At 62.5% G+C, this 24,127-nt stretch carries 22 protein-coding genes; 14 read left to right on the top strand and 8 right to left on the bottom strand.

Annotated features, from left to right (window positions below; all coding sequences use genetic code 11):
* The first annotated feature begins 185 nt into the window (after window positions 1-185).
* Window positions 186-1,451, top strand: coding sequence for a hypothetical protein (locus tag ACOAPY_RS11480; protein ID WP_465153351.1), 1,266 nt, complete (start codon window positions 186-188; stop codon window positions 1,449-1,451).
* Window positions 1,452-1,470: 19 nt separating this feature from the next.
* Window positions 1,471-1,752, top strand: coding sequence for a GNAT family N-acetyltransferase (locus ACOAPY_RS11475; RefSeq protein WP_076578636.1), 282 nt, complete (start codon window positions 1,471-1,473; stop codon window positions 1,750-1,752).
* A 55-nt stretch (window positions 1,753-1,807) separates the two neighbouring features.
* On the opposite strand, the gene ACOAPY_RS11470 is transcribed toward ACOAPY_RS11475, so the two are convergent.
* Both ACOAPY_RS11470 and ACOAPY_RS11465 read right to left on the bottom strand, forming a co-directional pair.
* The gene (locus ACOAPY_RS11470; protein WP_061904381.1) at window positions 1,808-2,884 is read right to left on the bottom strand and encodes a 3-deoxy-7-phosphoheptulonate synthase; all 1,077 of its coding nucleotides are present in this window, start codon (window positions 2,882-2,884) and stop codon (window positions 1,808-1,810) included.
* 121 nt (window positions 2,885-3,005) lie between these two features.
* Window positions 3,006-3,428: a PilZ domain-containing protein gene (locus ACOAPY_RS11465; protein ID WP_465153350.1), complete on the bottom strand. Its 423-nt coding sequence runs from the start codon at window positions 3,426-3,428 to the stop codon at window positions 3,006-3,008.
* Here ACOAPY_RS11465 and ACOAPY_RS11460 point away from each other — a divergent pair.
* From ACOAPY_RS11460 to cysB, 4 genes are all read left to right on the top strand, one after another.
* A complete protein-coding gene (locus tag ACOAPY_RS11460; RefSeq protein ID WP_076578638.1) occupies window positions 3,427-3,813 on the top strand; it encodes a thioredoxin family protein in 387 nt (128 codons plus the stop codon). The genes ACOAPY_RS11465 and ACOAPY_RS11460 overlap by 2 nt on opposite strands.
* Window positions 3,813-4,748 carry a putative 2-dehydropantoate 2-reductase gene (locus tag ACOAPY_RS11455; RefSeq protein WP_465153349.1) on the top strand — a complete coding sequence of 312 codons (936 nt, stop codon included), beginning with the start codon at window positions 3,813-3,815 and terminating at the stop codon, window positions 4,746-4,748. The genes ACOAPY_RS11460 and ACOAPY_RS11455 overlap by 1 nt, the downstream gene beginning before the upstream one ends.
* 50 nt (window positions 4,749-4,798) lie before the next feature.
* Window positions 4,799-5,284, top strand: coding sequence for a universal stress protein (locus ACOAPY_RS11450; RefSeq protein WP_061904385.1), 486 nt, complete (start codon window positions 4,799-4,801; stop codon window positions 5,282-5,284).
* A gap of 137 nt (window positions 5,285-5,421) precedes the next feature.
* A complete protein-coding gene (gene cysB, locus ACOAPY_RS11445) occupies window positions 5,422-6,396 on the top strand; it encodes an HTH-type transcriptional regulator CysB (RefSeq protein ID WP_465153348.1) in 975 nt (324 codons plus the stop codon).
* Between the two features lie 45 nt (window positions 6,397-6,441).
* Here the strand turns inward: cysB and ACOAPY_RS11440 are convergent, their stop codons facing one another.
* Entirely contained in the window at window positions 6,442-7,224 is a 783-nt protein-coding gene (locus ACOAPY_RS11440) for a phosphoadenylyl-sulfate reductase (protein WP_465156780.1), read from the bottom strand.
* A gap of 140 nt (window positions 7,225-7,364) precedes the next feature.
* Here ACOAPY_RS11440 and thrH point away from each other — a divergent pair, with 140 nt between their 5' ends.
* Entirely contained in the window at window positions 7,365-7,982 is a 618-nt protein-coding gene (gene thrH, locus ACOAPY_RS11435; protein WP_021699844.1) for a bifunctional phosphoserine phosphatase/homoserine phosphotransferase ThrH, read from the top strand.
* Window positions 7,983-8,042: 60 nt separating this feature from the next.
* On the opposite strand, the gene pabB is transcribed toward thrH, so the two are convergent.
* The 4 genes from pabB to rloA all read right to left on the bottom strand — a co-directional run bounded on the left by pabB (window position 8,043) and on the right by rloA (window position 12,539).
* A complete protein-coding gene (gene pabB / locus ACOAPY_RS11430) occupies window positions 8,043-9,386 on the bottom strand; it encodes an aminodeoxychorismate synthase component I (protein WP_465153347.1) in 1,344 nt (447 codons plus the stop codon).
* A 93-nt stretch (window positions 9,387-9,479) separates the two neighbouring features.
* Window positions 9,480-10,463: an alpha-L-glutamate ligase-like protein gene (locus tag ACOAPY_RS11425; RefSeq protein ID WP_465156778.1), complete on the bottom strand. Its 984-nt coding sequence runs from the start codon at window positions 10,461-10,463 to the stop codon at window positions 9,480-9,482.
* A gap of 7 nt (window positions 10,464-10,470) precedes the next feature.
* Window positions 10,471-11,997 carry an osmotic stress tolerance membrane protein RloB gene (gene rloB, locus ACOAPY_RS11420; protein ID WP_465153346.1) on the bottom strand — a complete coding sequence of 509 codons (1,527 nt, stop codon included), beginning with the start codon at window positions 11,995-11,997 and terminating at the stop codon, window positions 10,471-10,473.
* Between the two features lie 5 nt (window positions 11,998-12,002).
* Window positions 12,003-12,539 (bottom strand): retropepsin-like aspartic peptidase RloA, encoded by a 537-nt coding sequence (gene rloA, locus ACOAPY_RS11415; protein ID WP_465153344.1) that lies wholly within the window; start codon window positions 12,537-12,539, stop codon window positions 12,003-12,005.
* Between the two features lie 284 nt (window positions 12,540-12,823).
* Here rloA and ACOAPY_RS11410 point away from each other — a divergent pair, with 284 nt between their 5' ends.
* The 5 genes from ACOAPY_RS11410 (at window position 12,824) to prpF (ending at window position 19,648) form a co-directional block, all read left to right on the top strand.
* Entirely contained in the window at window positions 12,824-13,546 is a 723-nt protein-coding gene (locus ACOAPY_RS11410) for a GntR family transcriptional regulator (protein ID WP_465153342.1), read from the top strand.
* Complete coding sequence (gene prpB, locus ACOAPY_RS11405; RefSeq protein WP_465153341.1) at window positions 13,543-14,430, top strand: methylisocitrate lyase; 888 nt, start codon at window positions 13,543-13,545, stop codon at window positions 14,428-14,430. Before ACOAPY_RS11410 ends, prpB begins: the two co-directional genes overlap by 4 nt.
* A gap of 72 nt (window positions 14,431-14,502) precedes the next feature.
* Window positions 14,503-15,666 (top strand): bifunctional 2-methylcitrate synthase/citrate synthase, encoded by a 1,164-nt coding sequence (gene prpC, locus ACOAPY_RS11400; protein ID WP_076578650.1) that lies wholly within the window; start codon window positions 14,503-14,505, stop codon window positions 15,664-15,666.
* Window positions 15,667-15,677: 11 nt separating this feature from the next.
* The gene (gene acnD / locus ACOAPY_RS11395; RefSeq protein WP_465156776.1) at window positions 15,678-18,287 is read left to right on the top strand and encodes a Fe/S-dependent 2-methylisocitrate dehydratase AcnD; all 2,610 of its coding nucleotides are present in this window, start codon (window positions 15,678-15,680) and stop codon (window positions 18,285-18,287) included.
* Between the two features lie 173 nt (window positions 18,288-18,460).
* Window positions 18,461-19,648 (top strand): 2-methylaconitate cis-trans isomerase PrpF, encoded by a 1,188-nt coding sequence (gene prpF / locus ACOAPY_RS11390; protein ID WP_465153339.1) that lies wholly within the window; start codon window positions 18,461-18,463, stop codon window positions 19,646-19,648.
* A gap of 52 nt (window positions 19,649-19,700) precedes the next feature.
* Here the strand turns inward: prpF and ppsR are convergent, their stop codons facing one another.
* Entirely contained in the window at window positions 19,701-20,519 is an 819-nt protein-coding gene (gene ppsR / locus ACOAPY_RS11385) for a posphoenolpyruvate synthetase regulatory kinase/phosphorylase PpsR (RefSeq protein WP_076578654.1), read from the bottom strand.
* 155 nt (window positions 20,520-20,674) lie between these two features.
* Between ppsR and ppsA the strand changes: the two genes are divergently transcribed.
* Entirely contained in the window at window positions 20,675-23,047 is a 2,373-nt protein-coding gene (ppsA, locus tag ACOAPY_RS11380; RefSeq protein WP_076426653.1) for a phosphoenolpyruvate synthase, read from the top strand.
* Between the two features lie 105 nt (window positions 23,048-23,152).
* On the top strand, window positions 23,153-24,121 hold the full coding sequence (locus tag ACOAPY_RS11375; RefSeq protein WP_279999754.1) for an alpha/beta fold hydrolase: 969 nt from the start codon (window positions 23,153-23,155) through the stop codon (window positions 24,119-24,121).
* Window positions 24,122-24,127: the final 6 nt, after the last annotated feature.

The raw sequence follows: 24,127 nt of genomic DNA, 5'->3' as shown, positions 1-24,127 counted from the left end.
GTCCTTTTTTGTTTAAAAAACATACAGTTCTGACGTTTGCAGGACCTCCCCCTGAACTTTTGGGTGGAGTTGCAATTGGTACTCTGGTGCATTTCTGACGCGTGGCCGCTGCCGGCAGAGCTTGATAAGATTGCACGCGCCAGATTTGGCAGGAAGCAAACTCAGACAACGCCAAGGAAGTACCGATGTCCAAACTCATCAAATGGGGTCTGCTGGCCATTCTGGCTGTTGCAATACTGATCAAGGTTTCGCTGTGGCTTTCGGTGCGCTCGATCATGAACGACGCCATTGCCCAGGTCTCGCCCTTTATGACACTGAGCTATCAGGGCATCACTTCATCATTCGACGGCAAGGTGGGCGTTGAGGGCATCAAGGTCCAGGTGCCGATGCTCAATGATGAATTTCGTATCAGGCATGCCGAACTCAAGTTCAAAAGCCTGGGAGAGCTTCTCTCATTCAAGGAGCGCCTGGCCGAGGGCAAGTTCCCGGAGCAGATGTCAGTCAGCCTGAAGGGCTTGGAAGTGGATGTGCATGGCGCCTTCATGGAGATGGTCCAGCAGGAGCCCGAGGAAGCGGATCTGGCAAGTGCTTGGTCCAGTGTCGCTTGCGGCAGCTCTCGGCAGATCGGCGTGGACGATCTGCTGGAGATGGGGTACCGGACGCTGGAGACTGACGCGGAGTTTTCTTACCTGTTCCGGCCCGGAGTTCAAACCCTGGCACTTAATCTGATCGCCGACGTACGCGACATGGGTGACTACCGCCTGAATCTATCGCTGGCCAACATGTCGGAAAAGCCAGGCGATCTGCGAGTTAATCCGCCTCGCATGTCCGCGCTGGTGGTCGAGGTCAATGACAACCAGTACCAGCGCAAGATAGTCAGCTACTGCGCTGGCAAGCTCGGCCAGTCGGGCGAGCAGTACCTGGAAACCTCAATCAAGCATCTGGATCAATCCCTGCGTGCGCAGCGCATTGCTTTGGCGCCTGAGGTGCTGGACGCGCTCAAGGGTTATTACAAGGACCCACAGTCGCTACGCGTGGAGTTGCGCCCGACCGATGGTGCGACCCTGGATGGTTTGCAATTCTTCGAGGCGAAGGACGTTGTGGCCATGTTGCGCCCGGTGGTCCTGATCAACCAGCAGGTAGTTGAACCTCTCGCCTTCTCCTGGGTCGATCCCAAGGCCGCTCCCGTATCGCATGCCGAGGAGTTGGTGCGCGCGGAGGGCGAGGACGCCGTAGCCAAGGATCCGCGTTACGACTTTGTCGATGTGCGAAGCCTGCCCGATCATGCCGGTAAACGGCTACAGTTCATTACCTACGAAGGCACTTATTATCAGGGCGTGCTGCACAAGGTCGAGAATGGCAAGGTGTTCCTGACGGTGCAGATGGGGACCGGTTCCGCCGAGATGTTTCTTCGGCTGGAAAAGATCGATAAGGTAAGGGTGTTGTTTTGATGCCTGCTGAGGAGATGAAATGAGCGAGGGCGTGTCCATCCACCATGACCAGGCGGGTCATCAGTTCGAGGCTGTGATCGATGGTCACCGTGCCTACCTGGCCTACATGGATCTGGGCAAGCAGACGCTCGACATCTATCGCACCTTCGTGCCGAATCCGTTACGCGGGCGCGGCATTGCGGCGGCGCTGACCGAGCAGGCGCTGGAGTATGCCGAGGCCATGGGCTACACGGTGATTCCCTCCTGCTCCTACGTGGAGCGCTACTTGGAGCGTCGCCAGCGGCAACAGTCCAGGCACTGAACCTGGTCAAAGAAAAACGCCGGGCAATACCCGGCGTTTTCGTTTCTGTCTGCCATCAGCCGCGCTGGCGCTTGGGCAGTACGTCCTTGAGCTTGGCATGCATGCTGCGGAGGGTCTTCTCGGTGGTGTCCCAGTCGATGCAGGCATCGGTGATGGAGACGCCATACTTGAGGTCGCAGAGGTTCTTCGGAATCGCCTGGCTGCCCCAGCCCAGGTGGCTTTCCACCATCAGGCCGACGATGGAGTTGTTGCCCTCAAGGATCTGGTTGGCGACGTTTTCCATGACCAGCGGCTGCAGGGCCGGATCCTTGTTGGAGTTGGCGTGGCTGCAGTCGACCATGATGTTCGGGCGAATTTTGGCCTTGGTCAGCTCCTGCTCGCAGATGGCGACGCTGACCGAGTCATAGTTGGGCTTGCCATTGCCGCCGCGCAGTACCACATGGCCGTAGGCGTTGCCCTTGGTAGTGACGATGGAGACGCCACCTTCCTGGTTGATGCCGAGGAAGCGATGCGGGCTGGAGACCGACTGCAGGGCGTTGATCGCCACGGTCAGGCCGCCGTCGGTGCCGTTCTTGAAGCCCACGGCGGACGACAGGCCGGAGGCCATCTCGCGGTGCGTCTGGGATTCGGTGGTGCGGGCGCCGATGGCTGACCAGCTGATCAGGTCCTGCAGGTATTGCGGGGAGATCGGGTCGAGTGCCTCGGTGGCGGTCGGCAGGCCCATCTCGGCCAGGTCGCGCAGCAGCTGGCGACCGATGTGCAGGCCATCCTGGATCTTGAACGAGTCATCCAGGTAGGGGTCGTTGATCAGGCCTTTCCAGCCGACCGTGGTGCGCGGTTTCTCGAAGTACACGCGCATGACCAGGAACAGGCTGTCGGAGACCTCGGCGGCCAGCACCTTAAGACGCTCGGCATACTCATGGGCGGCCTTGATGTCGTGGATCGAGCAGGGGCCGACCACCACGAACAGGCGGTGGTCTTTGCCATCGAGAATGTCGCGTACCACTTGGCGACCATGGGCCACGGTGCGCTGAGCGGCTTCGGTGAGAGGGATTTCGCGCTTGAGCTGCGCCGGGGTGATCAGGGTTTCATTGGACGAAACGTTGAGATCGTCAATCGGTAAATCAGCCATCGTGGTACTCGTCAGGTCACGGGAGCCGAGCGCCTCTTCAGGCGAAATCATGGGGCGCAGCGGGGGATGGGAACCTTAACGCGTTCCAGGCCGCCTAGACAATGGGCGGAACCGGCCGGTATCAGTGTATCTGAGCACCGGGAAACTCGGCCGCATGGAGGGCGATCCATTCGCGCGCGACCGTCTCGACCTCCAGTACAGTGCCCAGCTCCTGTTCGCGCTGGTGGCGGTAGTGCTCGATCTGGCAGACCTGCTCGACCATGCGCGCGCGGAACAGGGTGTCTTCGTCGATGAAGGCGATGCCCACCAGATAGCTGTCTTCCTGCTGCTTGCGGCACCAGGCCACCACGCCCGGATAGCGAGCCTGCTCGCCGAGCAGCGGGATGCGCAGCTCGACGGCGGTGCCTTTGCGAAATCCCTTGCTGGAATTGCACGCCACACCGCCCAGGCTGATATTGTTCAGCCTCTGTCGCGGCAGGAACGCATGTTTGCGCTGGACCAGTTCCACTGGCATGTCGCTGGGGTGACGCAGGAAACGACGCATGGTGAATACTCCGGATGCCATTCATTTGACATCACTCGTGGACAGTATAGTGCCCAGCCTGGAATTGACCGACTTCGACGCCGACCGTCGGTTGCTGGAGCTGCCGGGGCGCTCCCTGCTGATATTCACCAGCACAGGTTGTGCCAGCTGCCGCTGGGCGCGGCGCGAGCTGCCAAAGATGGCGCTTGGCGTCGATCGTCTGTGCTGGGTGGATGCCGCCGAGAATGGCGGCCTGGTTCAGCGCTATGGCGTTTTTCACTTGCCCAGCCTGTTTCTGATCGAAGAAGGCCAATTCCTTGGCGCCCTGCATGTGCCGCTACGTCTGGCCGAACTGACTGACGCGCTGAACCAGGCGCGCCGTCGAATACCTGAGGAGCTTCCCTGATGGAGCGCTTGCGCATTGGCATTGTCGGCACCGGTGCCATCGGTGGTTTCTATGGCCTTATGCTGGCAAAGGCCGGGCATGATGTGCACTTTCTGCTGCGCAGCGAGTACCAGGCGGTAGTTGCCAACGGCCTGCGCCTGAACAGCGCGGTACATGGCCAGTTGCACCTGCAACCGGTTCAGGCCTGGGGGGATCCGGCTGAGATGCCGCCCTGTGACTGGTTGCTGGTGGGGGCCAAGACCACCAGCAATGCGCAGTTGGCGCCCGTCATCACCCGGCTGTCGCGGCCGGGGGCCAAGGTGGTGCTGTTGCAGAATGGCCTGGCCGTGGAAGAGCAGCTGCGCCCCTTGCTGCCGGATAACCTGCACCTGCTCGGTGGGCTCTGTTTCATCTGCACGCATCGCGCCGCACCCGGCGTGATCGAGCACCAGGCCCTGGGTGCGGTGAATCTGGGCTATCACTCCGGGCCGGCACGCGCAGGCGAGAGTCTGGCGATCGTGGAGGAGGGCGCCGAGCTGTTTCGTTCGGCAGGTCTGGAGTCTGTCGCCATGGCCGATCTGCAGCAGGCGCGCTGGCAGAAGCTGGTGTGGAACGTGCCGTATAACGGCCTGTCGGTGCTGCTTGGTGCTGGTACCACCCGCCTGATGGCCAATGCCGATAGCCGCGCGTTGATCCTTGAGCTGATGCGCGAGGTGGTGCAGGGGGCGGCAGCCTGTGGGCAATTGTTGCCAGAGGGCTACCCGGAGAAACTGCTGGCCACGACCGAACGCATGCCGGACTACCTGCCCAGCATGTACCACGATTTCCAGCATAAGCGCCCGCTGGAGCTGCAGGCCATCTATGCCGCGCCGCTGGCTGCGGCTGCCGCGGCGGGCTGTGAGCTGCCGAAGATGCGCATGCTGCACCAGGCCCTGCGTTTTCTGGATGCCGGCTGAGCGCTGCTAAGCTCAATACTGGGCCCTAGCAGGAAGTCAGGGAGGCAACCATGCTGCGCTCCATTCTCTATGCCACCGATCTGGGGCTTTATGCGCCTTATGTGCTGCAGCACGCCCTGTCGCTGGCCAAGGCCTTCGGCGCTGAGCTGCACGTGGTCCACGCAGTCGAGCCGATGGGGTTGTTCGCCGAGTCGGTGCTGCAGACCTACCTGGACGAAAAGACCCTGCAGGAATTGCGCAGCAAGGGCTTGTCCCGGGTGATGGCGAGTATCGAATTGCGTGTGCTGGAGGGCTTTCGCGACGAGATGGGCGAGGCCCAGCAGGACATGCAGATGATTCGTAGCGTGCGCGTGGCGCAAGGCGATCCGCCGCAGGTGATTCTCGACGAGGCGCGGAAACTCGGTGCCGATCTGCTGGTCGTAGGCAGTCACAGTCATGGCGCGGCACAGGAAATTCCGCTGGGGAGGACCGCAGCTCGCCTGCTGCAACTGTCAGAAACGCCGGTCTATCTGGTGCCCATGTTGCAGCACCGCTAGCGGCGCTTATCGCCAGGCGTTAGACGAACGGCATGCATAGCTCAGAAAATCGTCTAGTTTTATCTCTGAACCGTTAATATGGTTATATCGCTGCATTGGCAAATTCGCGCAGCGTCTATCTGCTTTGAGGGACATTTATGAAGCTGCAGCAACTGCGCTACATCTGGGAAGTGGCGCATCATGACCTCAACGTCTCTGCCACCGCGCAGAGCCTCTATACCTCGCAGCCTGGCATCAGCAAGCAGATCCGCCTTCTGGAGGACGAGCTGGGCGTCGAGGTGTTTGCCCGCAGTGGCAAGCACCTGACCCGCGTAACCCCCGCCGGTGAGCGCATCATCACCACCGCCGGCGAGATCCTGCGCAAGGTCGAAAGCATCAAGCAGATTGCCCAGGAATTCTCCAACGAGAAGAAGGGCACCCTGTCGATCGCCACCACTCATACCCAGGCGCGCTATGCGCTGCCGCCGGTAATCAGTGGCTTCATCAAGCAGTACCCGGAAGTGGCCCTGCACATGCATCAGGGCTCGCCGACCCAGATTGCCGAAATGGCAGCCGACGGCACCGTGGATTTCGCCATTGCCACCGAGGGCATGGAGCTGTTCAACGATCTGGTGATGATGCCCTGCTATCGCTGGAATCGCTGCGTGATCGTGCCGCAGGGACATCCGCTGACCAAGTTGCCGAAACTGACCCTGGAGGCACTGGCCGAGCATCCGATCGTTACCTACGTGTTCGGCTTCACCGGTCGCTCCAAGCTGGACGAGGCCTTCAATCACCGCGGGCTATCGCCCAAGGTGGTGTTCACCGCAGCCGACGCCGACGTGATCAAGACCTATGTGCGCCTGGGCTTGGGCGTCGGCATCGTGGCGCGCATGGCCGTCGACACCAAGCTCGACAGCGACCTGGTGATGCTCGATGCCAGCGAGTTGTTCGAAGCCAGTATCACCAAGATCGGTTTCCGCCGCGGCACCTTCCTGCGTGGCTTCATGTGCGACTTCATCGAGAAATTCGCCCCGCACCTGACCCGTGACGTATTGGCCAAGGCCGTGCAGTGCCACACCAAGGCCGAACTGGACGAGTTGTTCGAAGGCGTGGACCTGCCTGTCCACTGAGTAACAGGACAAGAAAAAGCCCGGCGATTGCCGGGCTTTTTTCGTTCAGGCCTTGGCAATCACGTTGCCGGCGTGAAGGCCGCACTCTTTCTGGGTTTCCTCTTCCCACCACCAGCGCCCCTCGCGCTCGTGCTGGTTTGGCAGCACAGGGCGGGTGCAGGGTTCGCAGCCGATGCTGATGAAGCCGCGCTCGTGCAGGCTGTTGTAAGGCAGCTCCAGCATGCGTATATAGGCCCAGACTTCCTCGCTGCTCATCTGTGCCAACGGATTGAACTTGTACAGGGGCTGCTGCGGCGAGGAGAAGGCGGCATCCACTTCGAGCACGGCAACCTGGCTGCGAGTGCCTGGGCTCTGGTCGCGGCGCTGCCCGGTGGCCCAAGCCTTGACCGTGGCCAGCTTGCGCTTGAGTGGCTCGATCTTACGAATGCCGCAGCACTCTCCATGGCCGTCCTTGTAGAAACTGAACAGGCCTTTCTCGCGCACCAGGTCCTGAAGCTTCTCGGCATTCGGGCTCATCACCTCGACCGCGATGCCGTAGTGCTCGCGTACCTGTTCGATGAAGCGATAGGTCTCCGGGTGCAGCCTGCCGGTATCGAGGGTGAACACCTTGACCTGCTTGTTGAGTTTCCAGGCCATGTCCAGCAACACCACATCCTCGGCGCCGCTGAAGGAGATCCACAGGTCGTCGCCGAAGTGTTCGAAGGCGAGCTTGAGAATGTCCTGAGGAGATTTGTTGGCATAGGCCGCTGCCAGTTCGGCAACGTTGAAGGTTTGGCTCATCGGGCGGGCTTCCTGGTGATCGGCGCTCGGGCGCTCTGTGGCGGGAATGTTAACAAGAAAGCTTTTATGCGCCTAAATAACCAAATCGGAGTCTTACTGCTGCTTTCGGATATAAAAGGCGCGTTGCGCCCGGTCTGGTGAATCGCTAGAGTGCCGGCTTTCTTCATTCAGACCGTTAGGAGTCTCCCGTGGAAATCGCCTGCCTCGACCTCGAAGGTGTACTGGTTCCGGAAATCTGGATCGCCTTCGCCGAAAAAACCGGTATCGAAGCGCTCAAGGCGACTACCCGTGACATTCCCGACTACGACGTGCTGATGAAGCAGCGTCTGCGCATCCTCGACGAGCACGGCCTGAAGCTGAAGGATATTCAGGAAGTGATCGCCACCCTGAAGCCGCTGGAAGGCGCCGTCGAGTTCGTCGACTGGCTGCGTGAGCGTTTCCAGGTGGTGATCCTCTCCGACACCTTCTACGAGTTCTCGCAGCCGCTGATGCGCCAGCTGGGCTTCCCGACCCTGCTCTGCCACAAGCTGATCACCGACGAAACCGATCGCGTGGTGGGCTACCAGCTGCGCCAGAAGGACCCCAAGCGTCAGTCGGTGATTGCCTTCAAGAGCCTGTACTATCGCGTGATTGCAGCCGGCGACTCCTACAACGACACCACCATGCTCGCCGAGGCCCATGCCGGCATCCTGTTCCACGCCCCGGACAACGTGATCCGCGAGTTCCCGCAGTTCCCGGCGGTGCACACCTATGAAGACCTCAAGCGCGAGTTCCTCAAGGCATCCAATCGCGAGCTGAGCCTGTAAGCTTCGCCGCCACAAAAAAGGCCCGCATCGGCGGGCCTTTTTTGTGGGCGCTCGTTGGGATCAGAGGGCTTCGAGGGTCTGCAGCAGCACCTTCACCTTGGTGATGGACTCTTGATACTCGGCCTGCCAATCCGAATCCGCCACGATGCCGCCACCGCCCCAGCAGCTGACGGTGCCGTCCTTGATCAGCAGACTGCGAATGGCGATGGAGCTGTCTAGCTCGCCACGCACGTCCAGGTAGAGCAGAGAGCCGCAGTAGATGGCGCGGCGCGTTGGCTCCAGCTCGTCGATAATCTGCATGGCGCGGATCTTCGGTGCGCCGGTGATCGAGCCACCGGGGAAGCTGCCAGCGATCAGGTCGAGGGCGTCGTGGTCCTCGGCCAGCTCGCCGGTCACCGCGCTGACCAGGTGATGCACGTTGGGGTAGCTCTCCAGGGCGAACAGCTCCGGTACGCGTACCGAGCCCGTGCGACAGCTGCGACCCAGGTCGTTACGCAGCAGGTCGACGATCATCAGATTCTCGGCACGATCCTTGGCGCTGCCGACCAGCTCATCAGCATTGGCCTGGTCGTCTGCAGTGCTGATACCGCGCGGGCGGGTACCCTTGATCGGCCGCGTCTCCACGCGCCCCTGGCTGACCTGCAGGAAACGCTCCGGTGACAGGCTGAGAATGGCGTCACCACCTTCCAGCGCCTGGAAGCCCGCAAAGGGCGTGGGGCAGGCGGCTCGCAGCGCCTGGTAGGCGCTCCAGGCGTCGCCCTGGCAGGGCGCCTGGAAGCGCTGGGCGAAGTTGACCTGGTAGCAGTCGCCCGCCTGGATATAGGCCTGGATGCGCTGGATGGCGTGGCGATAATCATCCTGGCTCTGGTCGGCCCGGAAAGCCTGGCGCAGGGAGAAGGGTGGGCATGGCGCTGCGTTGCCGGCCTCGAATAGCTGAATCAGGCGCTCCCGCTCCGAATCGGTCAGCGCAGGATGGAACAGCAGTTGGCTGGTCTGCCGTTGATGATCGCTGACCAGCGCCCAGGCATACAGACCGAAGCGTGCGTCCGGCAGCTGCAGGTCGTCAGCAGCCTGTTCGGGGAGTCGCTCAAGACGCCGGCCGAAGTCATAGGAAAGGTAGCCGATCAGGCCGCCGGTGAACGGCAGCTCACAGCCGTCCGGCGCCTCGGCGCGGCCCAGCTGATCCAGGCCGGCACGCAGGCGCTGGAAGAAGCGGGTACCGCTCTCGTGGACTTCTGCTGCATAGGTTGCCAGCGGCCAGGCGCTCAGCAGGTCGTAGCGACCGCGCCCGGCCTGCGGGCGTCCGGCATCCAGCAGCACGGCGCCTGGCGCATGGCGCACCAGGGCGAAGTAGCTGGCGGGATCTGGCCGATAAGGCAGCGAGTGGACGCGGCAGAGGCTCATGCTAAGGGTTCGGGAGTGTGGGGTTGCGATTGTAGGAGGGCGGGCGGAAATGAAAAAGCCCGGCATCGCCGGGCCTTTTCAGCGAGCCTGGGCTCAGATTTCCTTGGGTTTGACGTGGCCGAACAGCTGTTGGGAAAAACGCACGCGCTCTTCCACGCTTTCGGTGACGCCATTTTTCGCCAGCTCGGCCAGGTGAGCCTCCACCGCATGGGCGCGATGGGTCAGGCCGCAGTCGTTGGCGATCTGGATGTTCAGGCCGGGACGGGCGTTGAGTTCGAGAATCAACGGGCCCTTGTCGACGTCCAGTACCATGTCCACGCCGATATAGCCAAGGCCGCACAGCTCGTAGCAACCGGCGGCCAGCTTCATGAAGCCATCCCAGTTGGGCAGTTGCACGCCGTCCACCGCATTGGTGGTGTCCGGATGCTTGCTGATCTTGTTGTTCAGCCAGGTACCCTTGAGGGTGATGCCGGTCGCCAGGTCCACACCCACGCCGATGGCGCCCTGGTGCAGGTTGGCCTTGCCGTTGGACTGGCGGGTGGGCAGGCGCAGCATGGCCATCACCGGGTAGCCCATCAGCACGATGATGCGGATGTCCGGCACGCCTTCGTAACTGATGCTCTTGAAGATCGGGTCCGGGGTGACCCGGTACTCGATCAGCGCGCGGTCGCGGTGGCCGCCCAGGGAATAGAGGCCGGTGAGGATGCTGGAGAGCTGGTGCTCGATGTCTTCCTGGCTGACGATCTTGCCGGAGACGGTCTTGTAGCGGCCCTCGAATTTGTCGGCGATCACCAGAATGCCGTCACCACCGGCGCCTTGCGCCGGCTTGATGACGAAGTCGCTGCGGCCGCCGATGATCTCGTCGAACTTCTCGATCTCCTTCTCCGTGGAGATGATGCCGTACAGCTCCGGCACATGAATGCCGGCGGCGATGGCGCGCTCCTTGGTGATGATCTTGTCGTCGACGATCGGGTACAGGTGCCGCTTGTTGTACTTCAGCACGTAGTCCGCGTTGCGTCTGTTGATACCCATGATGCCTTTGGCTTCAAGGGCCTTCCACGTCTTCCACAGGCCGATCATGGGTTCAATCCTTCAGGAAGGCTTTGAAGCGGAACAGTTCGGTCAGGCGGTAGCCGCGGTAGCGACCCATCGCCAGCATGAAGCCCACCATGATCAGCAGCACGGCCGGGAAGGTGAAGATGAAGTAGGTCAGCTCCGGAATGGTCATCAGCAGGTGCGCCAGAGTAGCGGCGAACAGGGTGCCGACGGCGACCTTGAAGGCATGGCTGCCGCCACGTTCTTCCCAGGTGATGGACAGGCGCTCGATGGTCATGGTCAGGATCACCATCGGGAACAGCGCGACCGAGAGACCGCGCTCCAGACCGAGCTTGTGGCTGAACAGGCTGATCACGGCGATCAGAACCACCACGAAGGTCAGCACCACCGACAGTCGCGGCAACATCTGTAGTTTGAGGTGCTCCAGGTAGGAGCGTAGCGACAGGCCGAGCGCGGTAATGATGGTGAACAGCACGATGCCGAAGCCCAACTGGGTCTCGCGGAAGGCCAGAGCAATCAGCACCGGAGTGAAGGTGCCGAGGGTCTGCAGGCCGCCGAGGTTACGCAGGACCAGGATCACCAGCACACCGATCGGGATCATGATCATGATCTGGTAGGTCTGCTGGGTCTGCAGCGGCAGGCCGTAGAGCGAGTACTCGAGGAAATCGACGTCGGTGTTCTCGTCGGTCAGCTTGGCCAGGCGGATGGCGTTCATCTCGCTGTTGTTCAGGGTGAAGCTGACTTGCGGTTTCTTGCCACCTTCGATGGTCACCAGCGGTTCGTCACCGGTCCACCAGACCACGCGGTCGCTCGGCAGGCCCTGCTCACCGCTCTCTGGGTTGAAGTACAGCCAGTTCTCGCCGTTGAAGCTGCGCAGCCAGAGTTCCGGGCTCTGCTGGGCGTCAGCCACCAGGCGAATGGTGTGCACGCGCTCCATCGGCACGTGCGCGATGGACAGCAGCAGGTCGATCACCTTGGCCTTGTTGGCCGTTGAGGCGTCGCCACCGAGCAGTAGCTTGACGTTGTCATCGTTGACGTTGTTGACGCGCTTGATCGTCTCGCTGATGAAGGTCTGCACGTCCGCAGAGTGCTGACGGATGGGGGCGAGCAGGGCTTCGGCGGCGATCTTCTCGGCGCCTTCCACCGCGATGCTGTCGCGGAAGATCGGGCCCTTGGCTTTGGCCGGCTCGCCGCTATAGCGTTTGGTCAGCACCAGTCGGTAATAGAGAGTCTGGTTGCCGTTGGCGCGACGAGCCGACCAGGTCAGCTTGCGGTTGCCATCGACGCGGTTGACGCTCACGCCGTAGTTGTTGGAGATGAAGCTCTCGTTGAGGCTGACATAGTCCTGGTTCAGCGGCGGCACGAACATCTGCACCTTCACCGGTTCACGCGGACTGGCCTGGAACTCGACCTTGGCGTCGATGTTCCACAGGTCATCGGTTTCGTCTTCGGTCACCGGAATGCCAAGAACGAAGATCTGATAGGCCGTGACCAGAACGCCCACTGTCACCAGGAGGGTGATAAGGACTTTCAGATGCAGGGTAAGAGAGCGCATGTGAGTTACTCGGCAGAGTTTGCGTCAGGGGTGCAGCCAGGTTTACCAGCGGCATATTTAAGACTGGGATCGACCACGGCATCCAGGCGCTTGAGTGCCTCGGAGCCAATCAGCAGCGGGAATTGGAATGCGCTGCGGTCGGTCAGGTTCACTTCGATGGTACGCAGGGCCTTGCCCATGCATACCTGCAGTTCGATCACCGGGCGGGCGGTGTAGGTCTTGCCCTCTTCAGGGTCGAAATCGCCAGCCCGGCGCTTGATCTTGCTGATGCGAGCCAGCGGCCGCTCGATCGGGTGCGCATGTGCGTCATCAATAGCCAGATAGAAGCGCACCCAGGTCTCGCCGTCACGTTTGAAGCGCTCTATGTCGCGTGCGCTGAGCGAGGCGGTCTTGGCGCCGGTATCCAGTTTGGCGGCGACTTCGAGGTCGAGATCGGACAGGCTGACGTATTCGTTCAGACCATAGACGGTCTTTTCCGCGGCGAGACTCAGGCCGGGCAGCAGGCTGAAGCTGAGGAAGAGGGCGAAAGGCTTGAGTCGCATAAATCCTTTGATATTCGCGTCGTCGGGGCGGCGGCGGGGCGCTACAGCCGGCGGGTGAAGTCTAGCAGGCGTGGCGGCGGCTCCGGGCCGACGCTTGCGGGCGGCATTCTAACATGGGGTTTTTCTGCTGCGACAGCGGCTTATAAGCGTTTCTGCAGGTTGATTGCACGGTTGCGAGGCATTTCCCCTCTGGGGCAGATTGTCGACAATCCTATTTTTGGCGATTGACATCAGCCGGCTCGAGGCCTAATTTCCCGTCATCTAAACCCATTGTGTTGACAATAATGCTCGACGCTCTCGATGTTACCAGCAACGAACAACACGACTCGGAAACGCTTGCCGAGCACGTGTTTCGCCGCATCCAGGCGGCCATCGTGCAGGGCGAGATACCGCCTGGCAGCAAGATCTCCGAGCCCGAGCTGGCGCGTACCTACGGCATCAGTCGCGGCCCGCTGCGCGAGGCCATCCACCGCCTCGAAGGGCAGAAGTTGCTGGTGCGGGTGCCTCATGTCGGCGCGCGGGTGGTTTCGCTCAGCCATGCCGAGCTGATCGAGCTGTACGAGATTCGCGAGTCGCTGGAGGGGATGGCCTGTCGTCTGGCGGCCGAGCGCATGACTCAGGCCGAAATTGATGATCTGCGTCGGGTGCTGGAGCTGCATGAACAGGATGCTGCCTTCAAGGCGGGCGTCGGTTACTACCAGCAGGAAGGCGATTTCGACTTCCACTACCGGATCATCCAGGGCAGCGGCAATCAGACCCTGGCGAAGATGCTCTGTGGCGAGCTGTACCAGCTGGTGCGCATGTATCGCCTGCAGTTCTCCGCCACACCGAACCGCCCGCACCAGGCCTTCGCCGAGCACCACCGCATTCTCGATGCCATCGCCGAACGTGACGGCGAACTGGCCGAACTGCTGATGCGCCGCCACATCGGCGCCTCCAAGCGCAACATCGAGCGCCACTACCAGGAAGCGCTCGCCAACCCGTCCAAAACACGAGGTGAGTCATGAGTGCAAGAACCCCCGGCCAGCGCTTCCGCGATGCCATCGCTGCCGAGCAGCCGCTGCAGGTGATCGGCGCGATCAACGCCAACCATGCGCTGCTGGCCAAGCGTGCCGGCTTCCAGGCCATCTACCTGTCCGGTGGTGGTGTCGCCGCCGGCTCCCTGGGCCTGCCGGACCTGGGCATCAATACTCTGGATGACGTGCTCACCGATGTGCGCCGCATCACCGATGTCTGCGACCTGCCCCTACTGGTGGACATCGATACCGGCTTTGGCCCCAGCGCCTTCAATATCGAGCGCACCATCAAGAACCTGATCAAGGCTGGCGCCGCTGCCGCGCATATCGAGGACCAGGTCGGCGCCAAACGCTGTGGCCACCGTCCGGGCAAGGAAATCGTCTCCTGCGAGGAGATGGTCGACCGCGTGCGTGCTGCTGCCGATGCCAAGACCGACCCCGATTTCTTCCTGATCGCCCGCACCGACGCCATCCAGGCCGAGGGCGTGGATGCCGCCATCGAGCGCTGCCAGCGCTATGTGGAGGCGGGCGCCGACGGCATCTTCGCCGAGGCCGCCTATGACCTGCCGACCTATAAGCGTTTCGTCGATGCGCTGAACGTGCCGGTGCTGGCCAACATCACCGAGTTCGGCGCCACCCCGCTGTTCACTCGCGACGAGCTGGCCTCGGTCGGCGTGGCCATCCAGCTGTACCCGCTGTCGGCCTTCCGCGCCGCCAACAAGGCGGCGGAAGCCGTCTATACCTCGATCCGCCAGCACGGCCACCAGAAAGACGTCATCGAGCTGATGCAGACTCGTGCCGAGCTGTATGACCGCATTGGCTATCACGCCTTCGAGCAGAAGCTCGACGCCCTGTTCGCCGCCGGCAAGAAGTGACCGGGCCGCAGGCCGCATGCGGCCTGCCACAACAACAAGCCGTACCACCGGATTCAGACTGAGGAGACCGCGATGAGCGCTTCCGTAGATACCACCACGCCCGGCTTCAAGCCGAAGAAGTCCGTTGCCCTGAGCGGCACCGCCGCCGGCAACACCGCCCTGTGCACTGTCGGCCGCACCGGCAACGACCTGCACTACCGCGGCTATGACGTGCTCGACTTCGCCAACCGCTGCGAGTTCGAGGAAATCGCTCACCTGCTGGTCCATGGCAAGCTGCCCAATGTCGCTGAGCTGAACGCCTACAAGGCCAAGCTCAAGGCCCTGCGTGGTATTCCTGCGGCGCTCAAGGCGTCCTTGGAGCAGCTGCCGCCGTCGGCTCATCCGATGGATGTGATGCGCACCGCCGTGTCCGTGCTGGGCTGCGTGTCCCCGGAGAAGGACGACCACAACCACCCGGGCGCCCGTGACATCGCCGACAAGCTGATGGCCTCGCTGGGTTCGGCGCTGCTGTACTGGTACCACTTCAGCCACAACGGCAGGCGCATCGAGGTGGAAACCGATGATGACTCCATCGGCGGCCACTTCCTCCACCTGCTGCATGGCGAGAAGCCGCGTGAGTCCTGGGTGCGCGCCATGCACACTTCGCTCAACCTGTACGCCGAGCACGAGTTCAACGCCTCCACCTTCACCTCGCGGGTGATCGCCGGTACTGGTTCCGATATGTACTCCTGCATCGCTGGCGCCATCGGCGCGCTGCGCGGTCCGAAACACGGCGGCGCCAACGAAGTGGCCTTCGAGATCCAGAAGCGCTACGACAACCCGGACGAGGCCGAGGCCGACATCCGCGCCCGTGTCGAGAAAAAGGAAGTGGTGATCGGCTTCGGTCACCCGGTCTACACCGTCAGCGACCCACGCAACAAGGTGATCAAGGAAGTAGCGCGCGAGCTGTCGCTCGAGCAGTCCAACACCAAGATGTTCGACATCGCCGAGCGCCTGGAGAGCGTGATGTGGGAAATCAAGAAGATGTTCCCCAACCTCGACTGGTTCAGCGCCGTCAGCTACCACATGATGGGCGTGCCCACTGCCATGTTCACTCCGTTGTTCGTCATCGCCCGCACTTCGGGCTGGTCTTCGCACGTCATCGAGCAGCGCATCGACGGCAAGATCATCCGTCCGAGCGCCAACTACACCGGTCCTGAGGACCTCAAGTTCGTGCCGCTGAAGGACCGCAAATAATGAGCAGCGCGATGAACACCCAGTACCGCAAGCACCTGGCCGGTACCTCGCTGGACTACTTCGACACCCGCGAGGCGGTCGATGCGATCGCGCCGGGCGCTTACGCCAAGCTGCCGTACACCTCGCGTGTCCTGGCCGAGCAGCTGGTACGCCGCTGCGAGCCGGAGCTGCTGACCGACTCGCTCAAGCAGCTGATCGAGCGCAAGCGTGACCTCGACTTCCCCTGGTGCCCGGCCCGTGTGGTCTGCCACGACATCCTCGGCCAGACCGCGCTGGTCGACCTCGCCGGCCTGCGTGATGCGATTGCCGAGAAGGGCGGTGATCCGTCCAAGGTCAATCCGGTGGTGCCGACCCAGCTGATCGTCGACCACTCGCTGGCCGTCGAATTCGGCGGCTTCGATCCGGATGCGTTCGAGAAGAACCGTGCCGTCGAGGAGCGCCGCAACGAGGACCGTTTCCACTTTATCGAGTGGACCAAGACGGCCTTTAAAAACGTCGATGTGATTCCGGCCGGCAACGGCATCATGCACCAGATCAACCTGGAGAAGATGAGCCCGGTGATCCAGGCGCGCGGCGGCGTGGCCTTCCCCGATACCTGCGTGGGCACTGACTCGCACACCCCGCACGTCGATGCGCTGGGCGTGATCGCCATCGGCGTGGGTGGCTTGGAAGCGGAGACCGTGATGCTCGGTCTGCCGTCGATGATGCGCCTGCCCGATATCGTCGGTGTCAAACTGACCGGCAAGCGTCAGCCCGGTATCACCGCCACCGACATCGTGCTGGCCCTGACCGAGTTCCTGCGCAAGGAGCGCGTGGTCGGCGCCTATGTCGAATTCTTCGGCGAGGGAGCGGACAGCCTGTCGATCGGTGACCGCGCCACCATCTCCAACATGTGCCCGGAGTATGGTGCCACCGCCGCGATGTTCTACATCGACCAGCAGACCATCGATTACCTCAAACTGACCGGGCGCGAGCCGGAGCAGGTGGCGCTGGTCGAGAACTACGCCAAGCTCACCGGTCTGTGGGCCGATGCGCTGGTCACCGCCGAGTACGAGCGTGTGCTCGAGTTCGATCTGTCGACCGTCGTGCGCAACATGGCCGGCCCGAGCAACCCGCACAAGCGCCTGCCGACTTCGGCACTGCACGAGCGCGGCATTGCTGACGAAGCCAAACTGGCGGCAGCCAAGGCTGAGGAAGCCGAAGGCCTGCTGCCGGATGGCGCGGTGATCATTGCTGCCATCACCAGCTGCACCAACACCTCCAACCCGCGCAACGTGGTGGCCGCGGGTCTGTTGGCGAAGAAGGCCAACGAGCTGGGTCTGGTGCGCAAGCCGTGGGTCAAGACCTCGTTCGCTCCGGGTTCCAAGGTTGCCAAGCTGTATCTGGAAGAAGCCGGCCTGCTGACCGAACTGGAAAAGCTCGGCTTCGGCATCGTTGCCTACGCCTGCACTACCTGTAACGGCATGTCCGGTGCGCTGGACCCGGTGATCCAGCAGGAGATCATCGACCGCGACCTGTACGCCACCGCCGTGCTTTCCGGCAACCGCAACTTCGACGGTCGTATCCATCCCTACGCCAAGCAGGCCTTCCTCGCCTCACCGCCGCTGGTGGTGGCCTACGCCATCGCCGGTACCGTGCGCTTCGATATCGAGCAGGACGTACTGGGCGTAGATTCGAACGGCAAGCCGATCACCCTGAAGGATCTGTGGCCGAGCGACGAGGAGATCGATGCCATCGTTGCCGCCAGTGTCAAACCGGAACAGTTCAAGCAGATCTACATCCCGATGTTCGATCTGGGCACCATTCAGGAAGCCGAAAGCCCGCTGTACGACTGGCGTCCGATGTCCACCTACATCCGCCGTCCGCCGTACTGGGAAGGCGCGCTGGCCGGCGAGCGTACGCTCAAGAGCATGCTGCCGCTGGCGATCCTGCCGGACAACATCACCACCGATCACCTGTCGCCTTCCAACGCCATCCTGGCGGACTCGGCCGCCGGCGAGTACCTGGCGAAGATGGGCCTGCCGGAGGAGGACTTCAACTCCTACGCCACCCACCGCGGCGATCACCTGACCGCTCAGCGCGCCACCTTCGCCAACCCGCAGCTGGTCAACGAAATGGCCGTGGTCGACGGTGTGGTGAAGAAGGGTTCGCTTGCGCGCGTGGAGCCCGAGGGCAAGGTGATGCGCATGTGGGAAGCGATCGAAACCTACATGAACCGCAAGCAGAACCTGATCATCGTCGCCGGTGCCGATTACGGCCAGGGCAGCTCGCGTGACTGGGCTGCCAAGGGTGTGCGTCTGGCCGGCGTCGAAGTGATCGTTGCCGAAGGCTTCGAGCGTATCCACCGCACCAACCTGGTCGGCATGGGCGTGCTGCCGGTGGAGTTCAAGCCGGGTACCACTCGCCTGACCCTGGGCCTCGACGGTACCGAGACCTATGACATCGAAGGCGATATCTCGCCGCGTTGCGATCTGACTCTGGTGGTCAATCGCCGCAACGGTGAAGTGGTCAAGGTGCCGGTGACCTGCCGTCTGGACACTGCTGCCGAAGTGCACGTGTACAAGGCCGGTGGTGTGCTGCAGCGCTTCGCCCAGGACTTCCTCGAGTCGTCCGCCGGCTAACTCCTTCTCCCTTTGGGAGAGGGCTGGGTGAGGGAGGCGGTCTCCCTCATCCGCCCTTCGGGCCGCTTCTCCCTTGGGGAGAAGGGGACCCCAGCCTCTAGCCCGGATGTAATCCGGGGTGACCTGTTTCCCGGATTGCATTCGGGCTACTTCCATCAAGCCAGGACCTCATCATGGCTCACGTACCCCAGATCAAGATTCCCGCCACCTATATGCGTGGCGGCACCAGCAAGGGCGTGTTCTTCCGTTTGCAGGACTTGCCGCAGAGCTGCCAGGTCCCGGGCGCTGCCCGCGACAAGCTGTTCATGCGGGTGATCGGTAGCCCCGATCCCTATGCGGCGCATATCGACGGCATGGGCGGCGCCACGTCCTCGACCTCCAAGTGCGTGATTTTGTCGAAAAGCAGTCAGCCGGAGCATGACGTCGACTACCTCTACGGTCAGGTTTCGATCGACAAGGCCTTCGTCGACTGGAGCGGCAACTGCGGCAACCTCTCCACCGCCGCCGGCGCCTTTGCCATTCATGCCGGGCTGGTCGATCCGGCGCGCATTCCGGACAACGGCGTGTGCGTGGTGCGTATCTGGCAGGCCAATATCCAGAAAACCATCATCGCTCATGTGCCGGTGAGCAGTGGTCAGGTGCAGGAAACCGGCGACTTCGAGCTGGATGGGGTGACCTTTCCGGCCGCCGAGATCGTGCTGGAGTTCCTCGATCCGTCCGATGATGGCGAGGAGGGCGGCTCGATGTTCCCCACCGGCAACCTGGTCGATGACCTGGAAGTGCCCGGCGTCGGCACCTTCAAGGCGACCATGATCAGCGCCGGCATCCCCACCGTGTTCGTCAATGCCGAGGACATCGGCTACCAGGGCACCGAACTGCGCGAGGCCATCAATGGAGATCCGGCGCAGCTGGCGCGCTTCGAGCAGATCCGCGTGGCCGGCGCCCTGCGCATGGGCCTGATCAAAACGGCCGAAGAGGCGTTGACCCGGCAGCACACACCGAAGATTGCCATCGTCAGTCCGCCCAAGTCTTACCAGGCCTCCAGCGGCAAGCAGATCGAGGCGGGCGAAGTGGACCTGCTGGTACGCGCGCTGTCCATGGGCAAGCTGCATCACGCCATGATGGGGACCTGTGCGGTGGCCATCGGCACGGCGGCGGCGGTGCCCGGAACACTGGTCAATCTAGCGGCGGGTGGCCAGGAGCGCGAAGCGGTGCGCTTCGGTCATCCGTCGGGCACTCTGCGGGTCGGCGCTCAGGCCAAGCAGATTGACGGTCAGTGGACGGTGACCAAGGCCATCATGTCGCGTTCGGCACGCATCCTGATGGAAGGCTGGGTGCGGGTGCCGGGTGATGCGTTCTGATGCATGAAAAAGCCCGGCACTGGGCCGGGCTTTTTGCTGGGCAGCGCCGGTTTTACTTGAGCCGGCGCTCCACGCCTTTTTCCACCAGGATCTTGGCGGAGATCTCCTCCACCGAAAAATGGGTGGAGTTGATGAAGTTGATATTCTCGCGGCGCAACAGGTTTTCCACTTCGCGCACCTCGAATTCGCATTGCGCGTAGCTGGCGTAGCGGCTGTTGGGTTTGCGCTCGTGGCGGATGGCGGTGAGCCGGTCCGGGTCGATGGTCAGGCCAAACAGCTTGTGCTTGTAGGGCTTGAGCGCGGCGGGTAGCTGCAGGCGCTCCATGTCCTCTTCGGTCAGTGGGTAGTTGGCGGCGCGGATGCCGAATTGCATGGCCATGTACAGGCAGGTGGGTGTCTTGCCGCAGCGCGACACCCCGACCAGGATCAGATCGGCTTTGTCGTAGTAATGGGTGCGGGCGCCGTCATCGTTGTCGAGGGCGAAGTTGACCGCCTCAATGCGTTCCATGTAGTTGCTGTTGCTGGCGATGGAATGCGACTTGCCAACCGAATAGGAGGAGTGCTCGCTGAGCTCAGCCTCCAGCGGTGCCAGGAAGGTCGAAAAGATGTCGATCATGAAGCCGTCGGACTGGGCCAGGACGTCGCGAATCTCCTGGTTGACCACGGTGTCGAAGATGATCGGCCGAGCGCCGTCCTTCTCCGCAGCATGGTTGATTTGCTGTACCATGGCCCGCGCCTTGTCGACGCTGTCTATGTAGGGGCGTGTGAGCTTGGTGAAGCTGATGGCCTCGAATTGCGCCAGCAGGCTTTGCCCCAGAGTTTCCGCGGTGATGCCCGTGCCGTCGGAAATGAAGAATGCGGTGCGTTTCATTGATGGCGGAGGCCTTAAGTCAGGAACGATTCTTGGCTATGATAGGCCCCCTTTGCCGGGCCCGTACTGGTCGGCATTGTGACTTATTTCCTTGAGGCAAAGCCAGGTAGCGGCGGCGCTGCACCGGCTCTGCCACGTACAGTGGAGAGTTCACCTTGGTAGAGTACGTCGTTTCCCTCGATAAGCTCGGCGTCCACGATGTGGAGCATGTAGGGGGCAAGAATGCATCCCTGGGCGAGATGATCAGCAACCTCGCCGGTGCAGGCGTATCGGTTCCCGGCGGCTTTGCCACCACTGCCCAGGCCTACCGTGACTTCCTCGAACAGAGCGGCCTGAACGACCGTATCCACGCTGCGCTTGACGCTCTCGATGTCGACGATGTCAACGCCCTGGCCAAGACCGGCGCGCAGATTCGTCAGTGGGTGATGGACGCCGAGTTCCCCGAGCGCCTCGACCGTGAAATTCGCCAGGCCTTCGCCGAAATGGCTGCCGGCAACGACAACATGGCCGTTGCAGTGCGTTCCTCGGCGACCGCCGAAGACCTGCCGGATGCTTCCTTCGCCGGCCAGCAGGAGACTTTCCTCAACATCCGTGGCGTGGACAACGTGATCCGTGCGGCCAAGGAAGTCTTCGCCTCCCTGTTCAACGACCGTGCCATCGCCTACCGCGTACACCAGGGCTTCGACCACAAGCTGGTTGCCCTGTCCGCCGGCGTGCAGCGCATGGTGCGTTCGGAAACCGGCACCGCCGGGGTGATGTTCACCCTGGACACCGAATCCGGCTTCCGTGACGTGGTGTTCATCACCGGTGCCTACGGCCTCGGCGAGACCGTGGTGCAGGGCGCGGTGAACCCCGACGAGTTCTACGTGCACAAGCAGACCCTGGAAGCCGGCCGCCCGGCCATCCTGCGCCGCAACCTGGGCAGCAAGGCGATCAAGATGGTCTACGGCGACGAGGCCAAGGCCGGTCGCTCGGTCAAGACCGTCGACGTCGACCGCGCCGACCGTGCGCGTTTCTGCATCACTGACGCCGAAGTCAGCGAGCTGGCCAAGCAGGCGCTGATCATCGAGAAACACTACGGCCGGCCGATGGATATCGAGTGGGCGAAGGATGGCGATGACGGCAAGCTGTACATCGTGCAGGCCCGTCCGGAAACCGTGAAGAGCCGTGCCAGCGCCACCGTGATGGAACGCTACCTGCTGAAGGAAAAGGGCAAGGTTCTGGTCGAAGGCCGTGCCATCGGTCAGCGCATCGGCGCAGGCCGCGTGCGGGTGATCCACGACGTGTCCGAGATGGACAAGGTGCAACCGGGCGACGTGCTGGTCTCCGACATGACCGACCCGGACTGGGAACCGGTGATGAAGCGCGCCAGTGCCATCGTTACCAACCGCGGCGGGCGTACCTGCCACGCGGCGATCATCGCTCGCGAACTCGGCATTCCGGCCGTGGTCGGCTGCGGCAACGCCACCCAGGTACTGCAGGATGGCCAGGGTGTGACCGTATCCTGCGCCGAGGGCGACACCGGCTTCATCTTCGAAGGCGAGCTGGGCTTCGATATCCGCAAGAACTCGGTCGACGCTATGCCCGACCTGCCGTTCAAGATCATGATGAACGTCGGCAACCCGGACCGCGCCTTCGACTTTGCCCAGCTGCCTAACGAGGGCGTGGGCTTGGCCCGCCTGGAATTCATCATCAACCGCATGATCGGCGTGCATCCCAAGGCGCTGCTGAACTTCGCCGGCCTGCCGGCCGAGATCAAGGACAGCGTCGAGAAGCGCATCGCCGGCTACGACGACCCGGTCGGCTTCTACGTCGAGAAGCTGGTCGAGGGCATCAGCACCCTGGCGGCGGCCTTCTGGCCGAAGAAGGTCATCGTGCGCCTGTCGGACTTCAAGTCCAACGAATACGCCAACCTGATCGGGGGCAAGCTCTACGAGCCGGAAGAAGAGAACCCGATGCTCGGCTTCCGCGGCGCCTCGCGCTACATCAGCGAGAGCTTCCGCGACTGCTTCGAGCTGGAATGCCGCGCGCTGAAGAAAGTGCGCAACGAGATGGGCCTGACCAACGTCGAGATCATGGTGCCCTTCGTGCGCACCCTGGGCGAGGCGTCGCAGGTGGTTGAACTGCTCGCCAGCAATGGCCTGGCCCGTGGCCAGAACGGCCTGCGCGTCATCATGATGTGCGAGCTGCCGTCCAACGCCCTGCTGGCTGACGAGTTCCTCGAGTTCTTCGATGGCTTCTCCATCGGCTCCAACGACCTGACCCAGCTGACTTTGGGCCTGGATCGTGACTCCGGCATCGTCGCGCACCTGTTCGACGAGCGTAATCCGGCGGTCAAGAAGCTGCTGAGCAACGCCATCCAGGCGTGTAACAAGGCTGGCAAGTACATCGGTATCTGCGGTCAGGGCCCTTCGGACCACCCGGATCTGGCGCGCTGGCTGATGGAACAGGGCATCGAGAGCGTGTCGCTGAACCCAGACTCGGTGCTGGACACCTGGTTCTTCCTCGCCGAGGGCCAGCAAGGCTGATAGTTGAATATCGCGGAAAGGGCGGGAGCGATCCCGCCTTTTTTGTGAGCGGTGATCCATGCGGGATGCCTCGGGCATCCGATAAATCTGTGTGCAAGAAGCAGTATGCAAAGCAGTAGTGAGTTATTTCCCGTCGCCCTGGTCAGCGCCGAGTTGCGCGGTGATCTCAGCGAGGACGTCTATCGCCTGAAACCCGGCAATTCGCCGGATTTCACCGTCGAACTGGCCGTCACCCGTCTTGGCCTGGCCGGCCAGGAAAACCGTGGCGTGCCGGTTATCCTGTTGCACGGCAGCTTCTCCAATCGGCGCTTCTGGTACTCGCCGCGTGGTATCGGGCTCGGTCCGCACCTGGCGCGTGCCGGCTTCGACGTGTGGATCGCCGAGATGCGTGGCCACGGTCTGTCGCCGCGCAACCAGGCCTACAAGCACAACAGCGTGGCCGACTATGCCCGCTACGACCTGCCGGCCATCGCCGCCTTCGTTCGCGAGCAGACCGCTCAGGCGCCGCACTGGGTTGGCCATTCGCTGGGTGGCACGACGCTGGCGGCTGCGCTGGGTGGCGGCTACCTGGGGGCCGAGGAGGCTGCCTCGGCGGCGTTGTTCGGCACGCAGATCAGCCGTATCTACTGGCCGCTCAAGGTGCCGCCGGTGGAGTGGGGCAGTCGCCTGCTGCTCAAGGGTTTCCACCATATCTCCGGAGCACGCTTCAAGCGCGGCCCCGAGGACGAGCCGATCGGCCTGGCACTGGAGAGCCTGCGCTGGCACCGGCTGTTCGGCCGCTTCGGCGACGCCGAGCGCGATTGGTGGGCCGGCATGGCCGATGTACAGGTGCCGCTGCTGGCGGTGAGTGCCGCCGGTGACCAGCAGGACCCCGCCTGGGCCTGCCGCAAGCTCTACGAGCAGTTCATCGCGGCGCCGCGGCATTTCCTGCTGCTGGGCAAGGAACAGGGCTTCAGCAGTGACTTCGGTCATGTCGAGATGCTGGTCAGCAAGGAGGCACAGGGCGAAGTCTGGCCGCTGGTCGAGCACTGGTTGCGGGAGCTGCAGCTGCCACCTGAAAAGCAGCAGGATTGAGGTTCC

This window comes from Pseudomonas stagnisoli (assembly GCF_048595745.1).
Taxonomy (GTDB): domain Bacteria; phylum Pseudomonadota; class Gammaproteobacteria; order Pseudomonadales; family Pseudomonadaceae; genus Aquipseudomonas; species Aquipseudomonas alcaligenes_A.
This window is presented reverse-complemented; position numbering and strand designations above follow the sequence as displayed.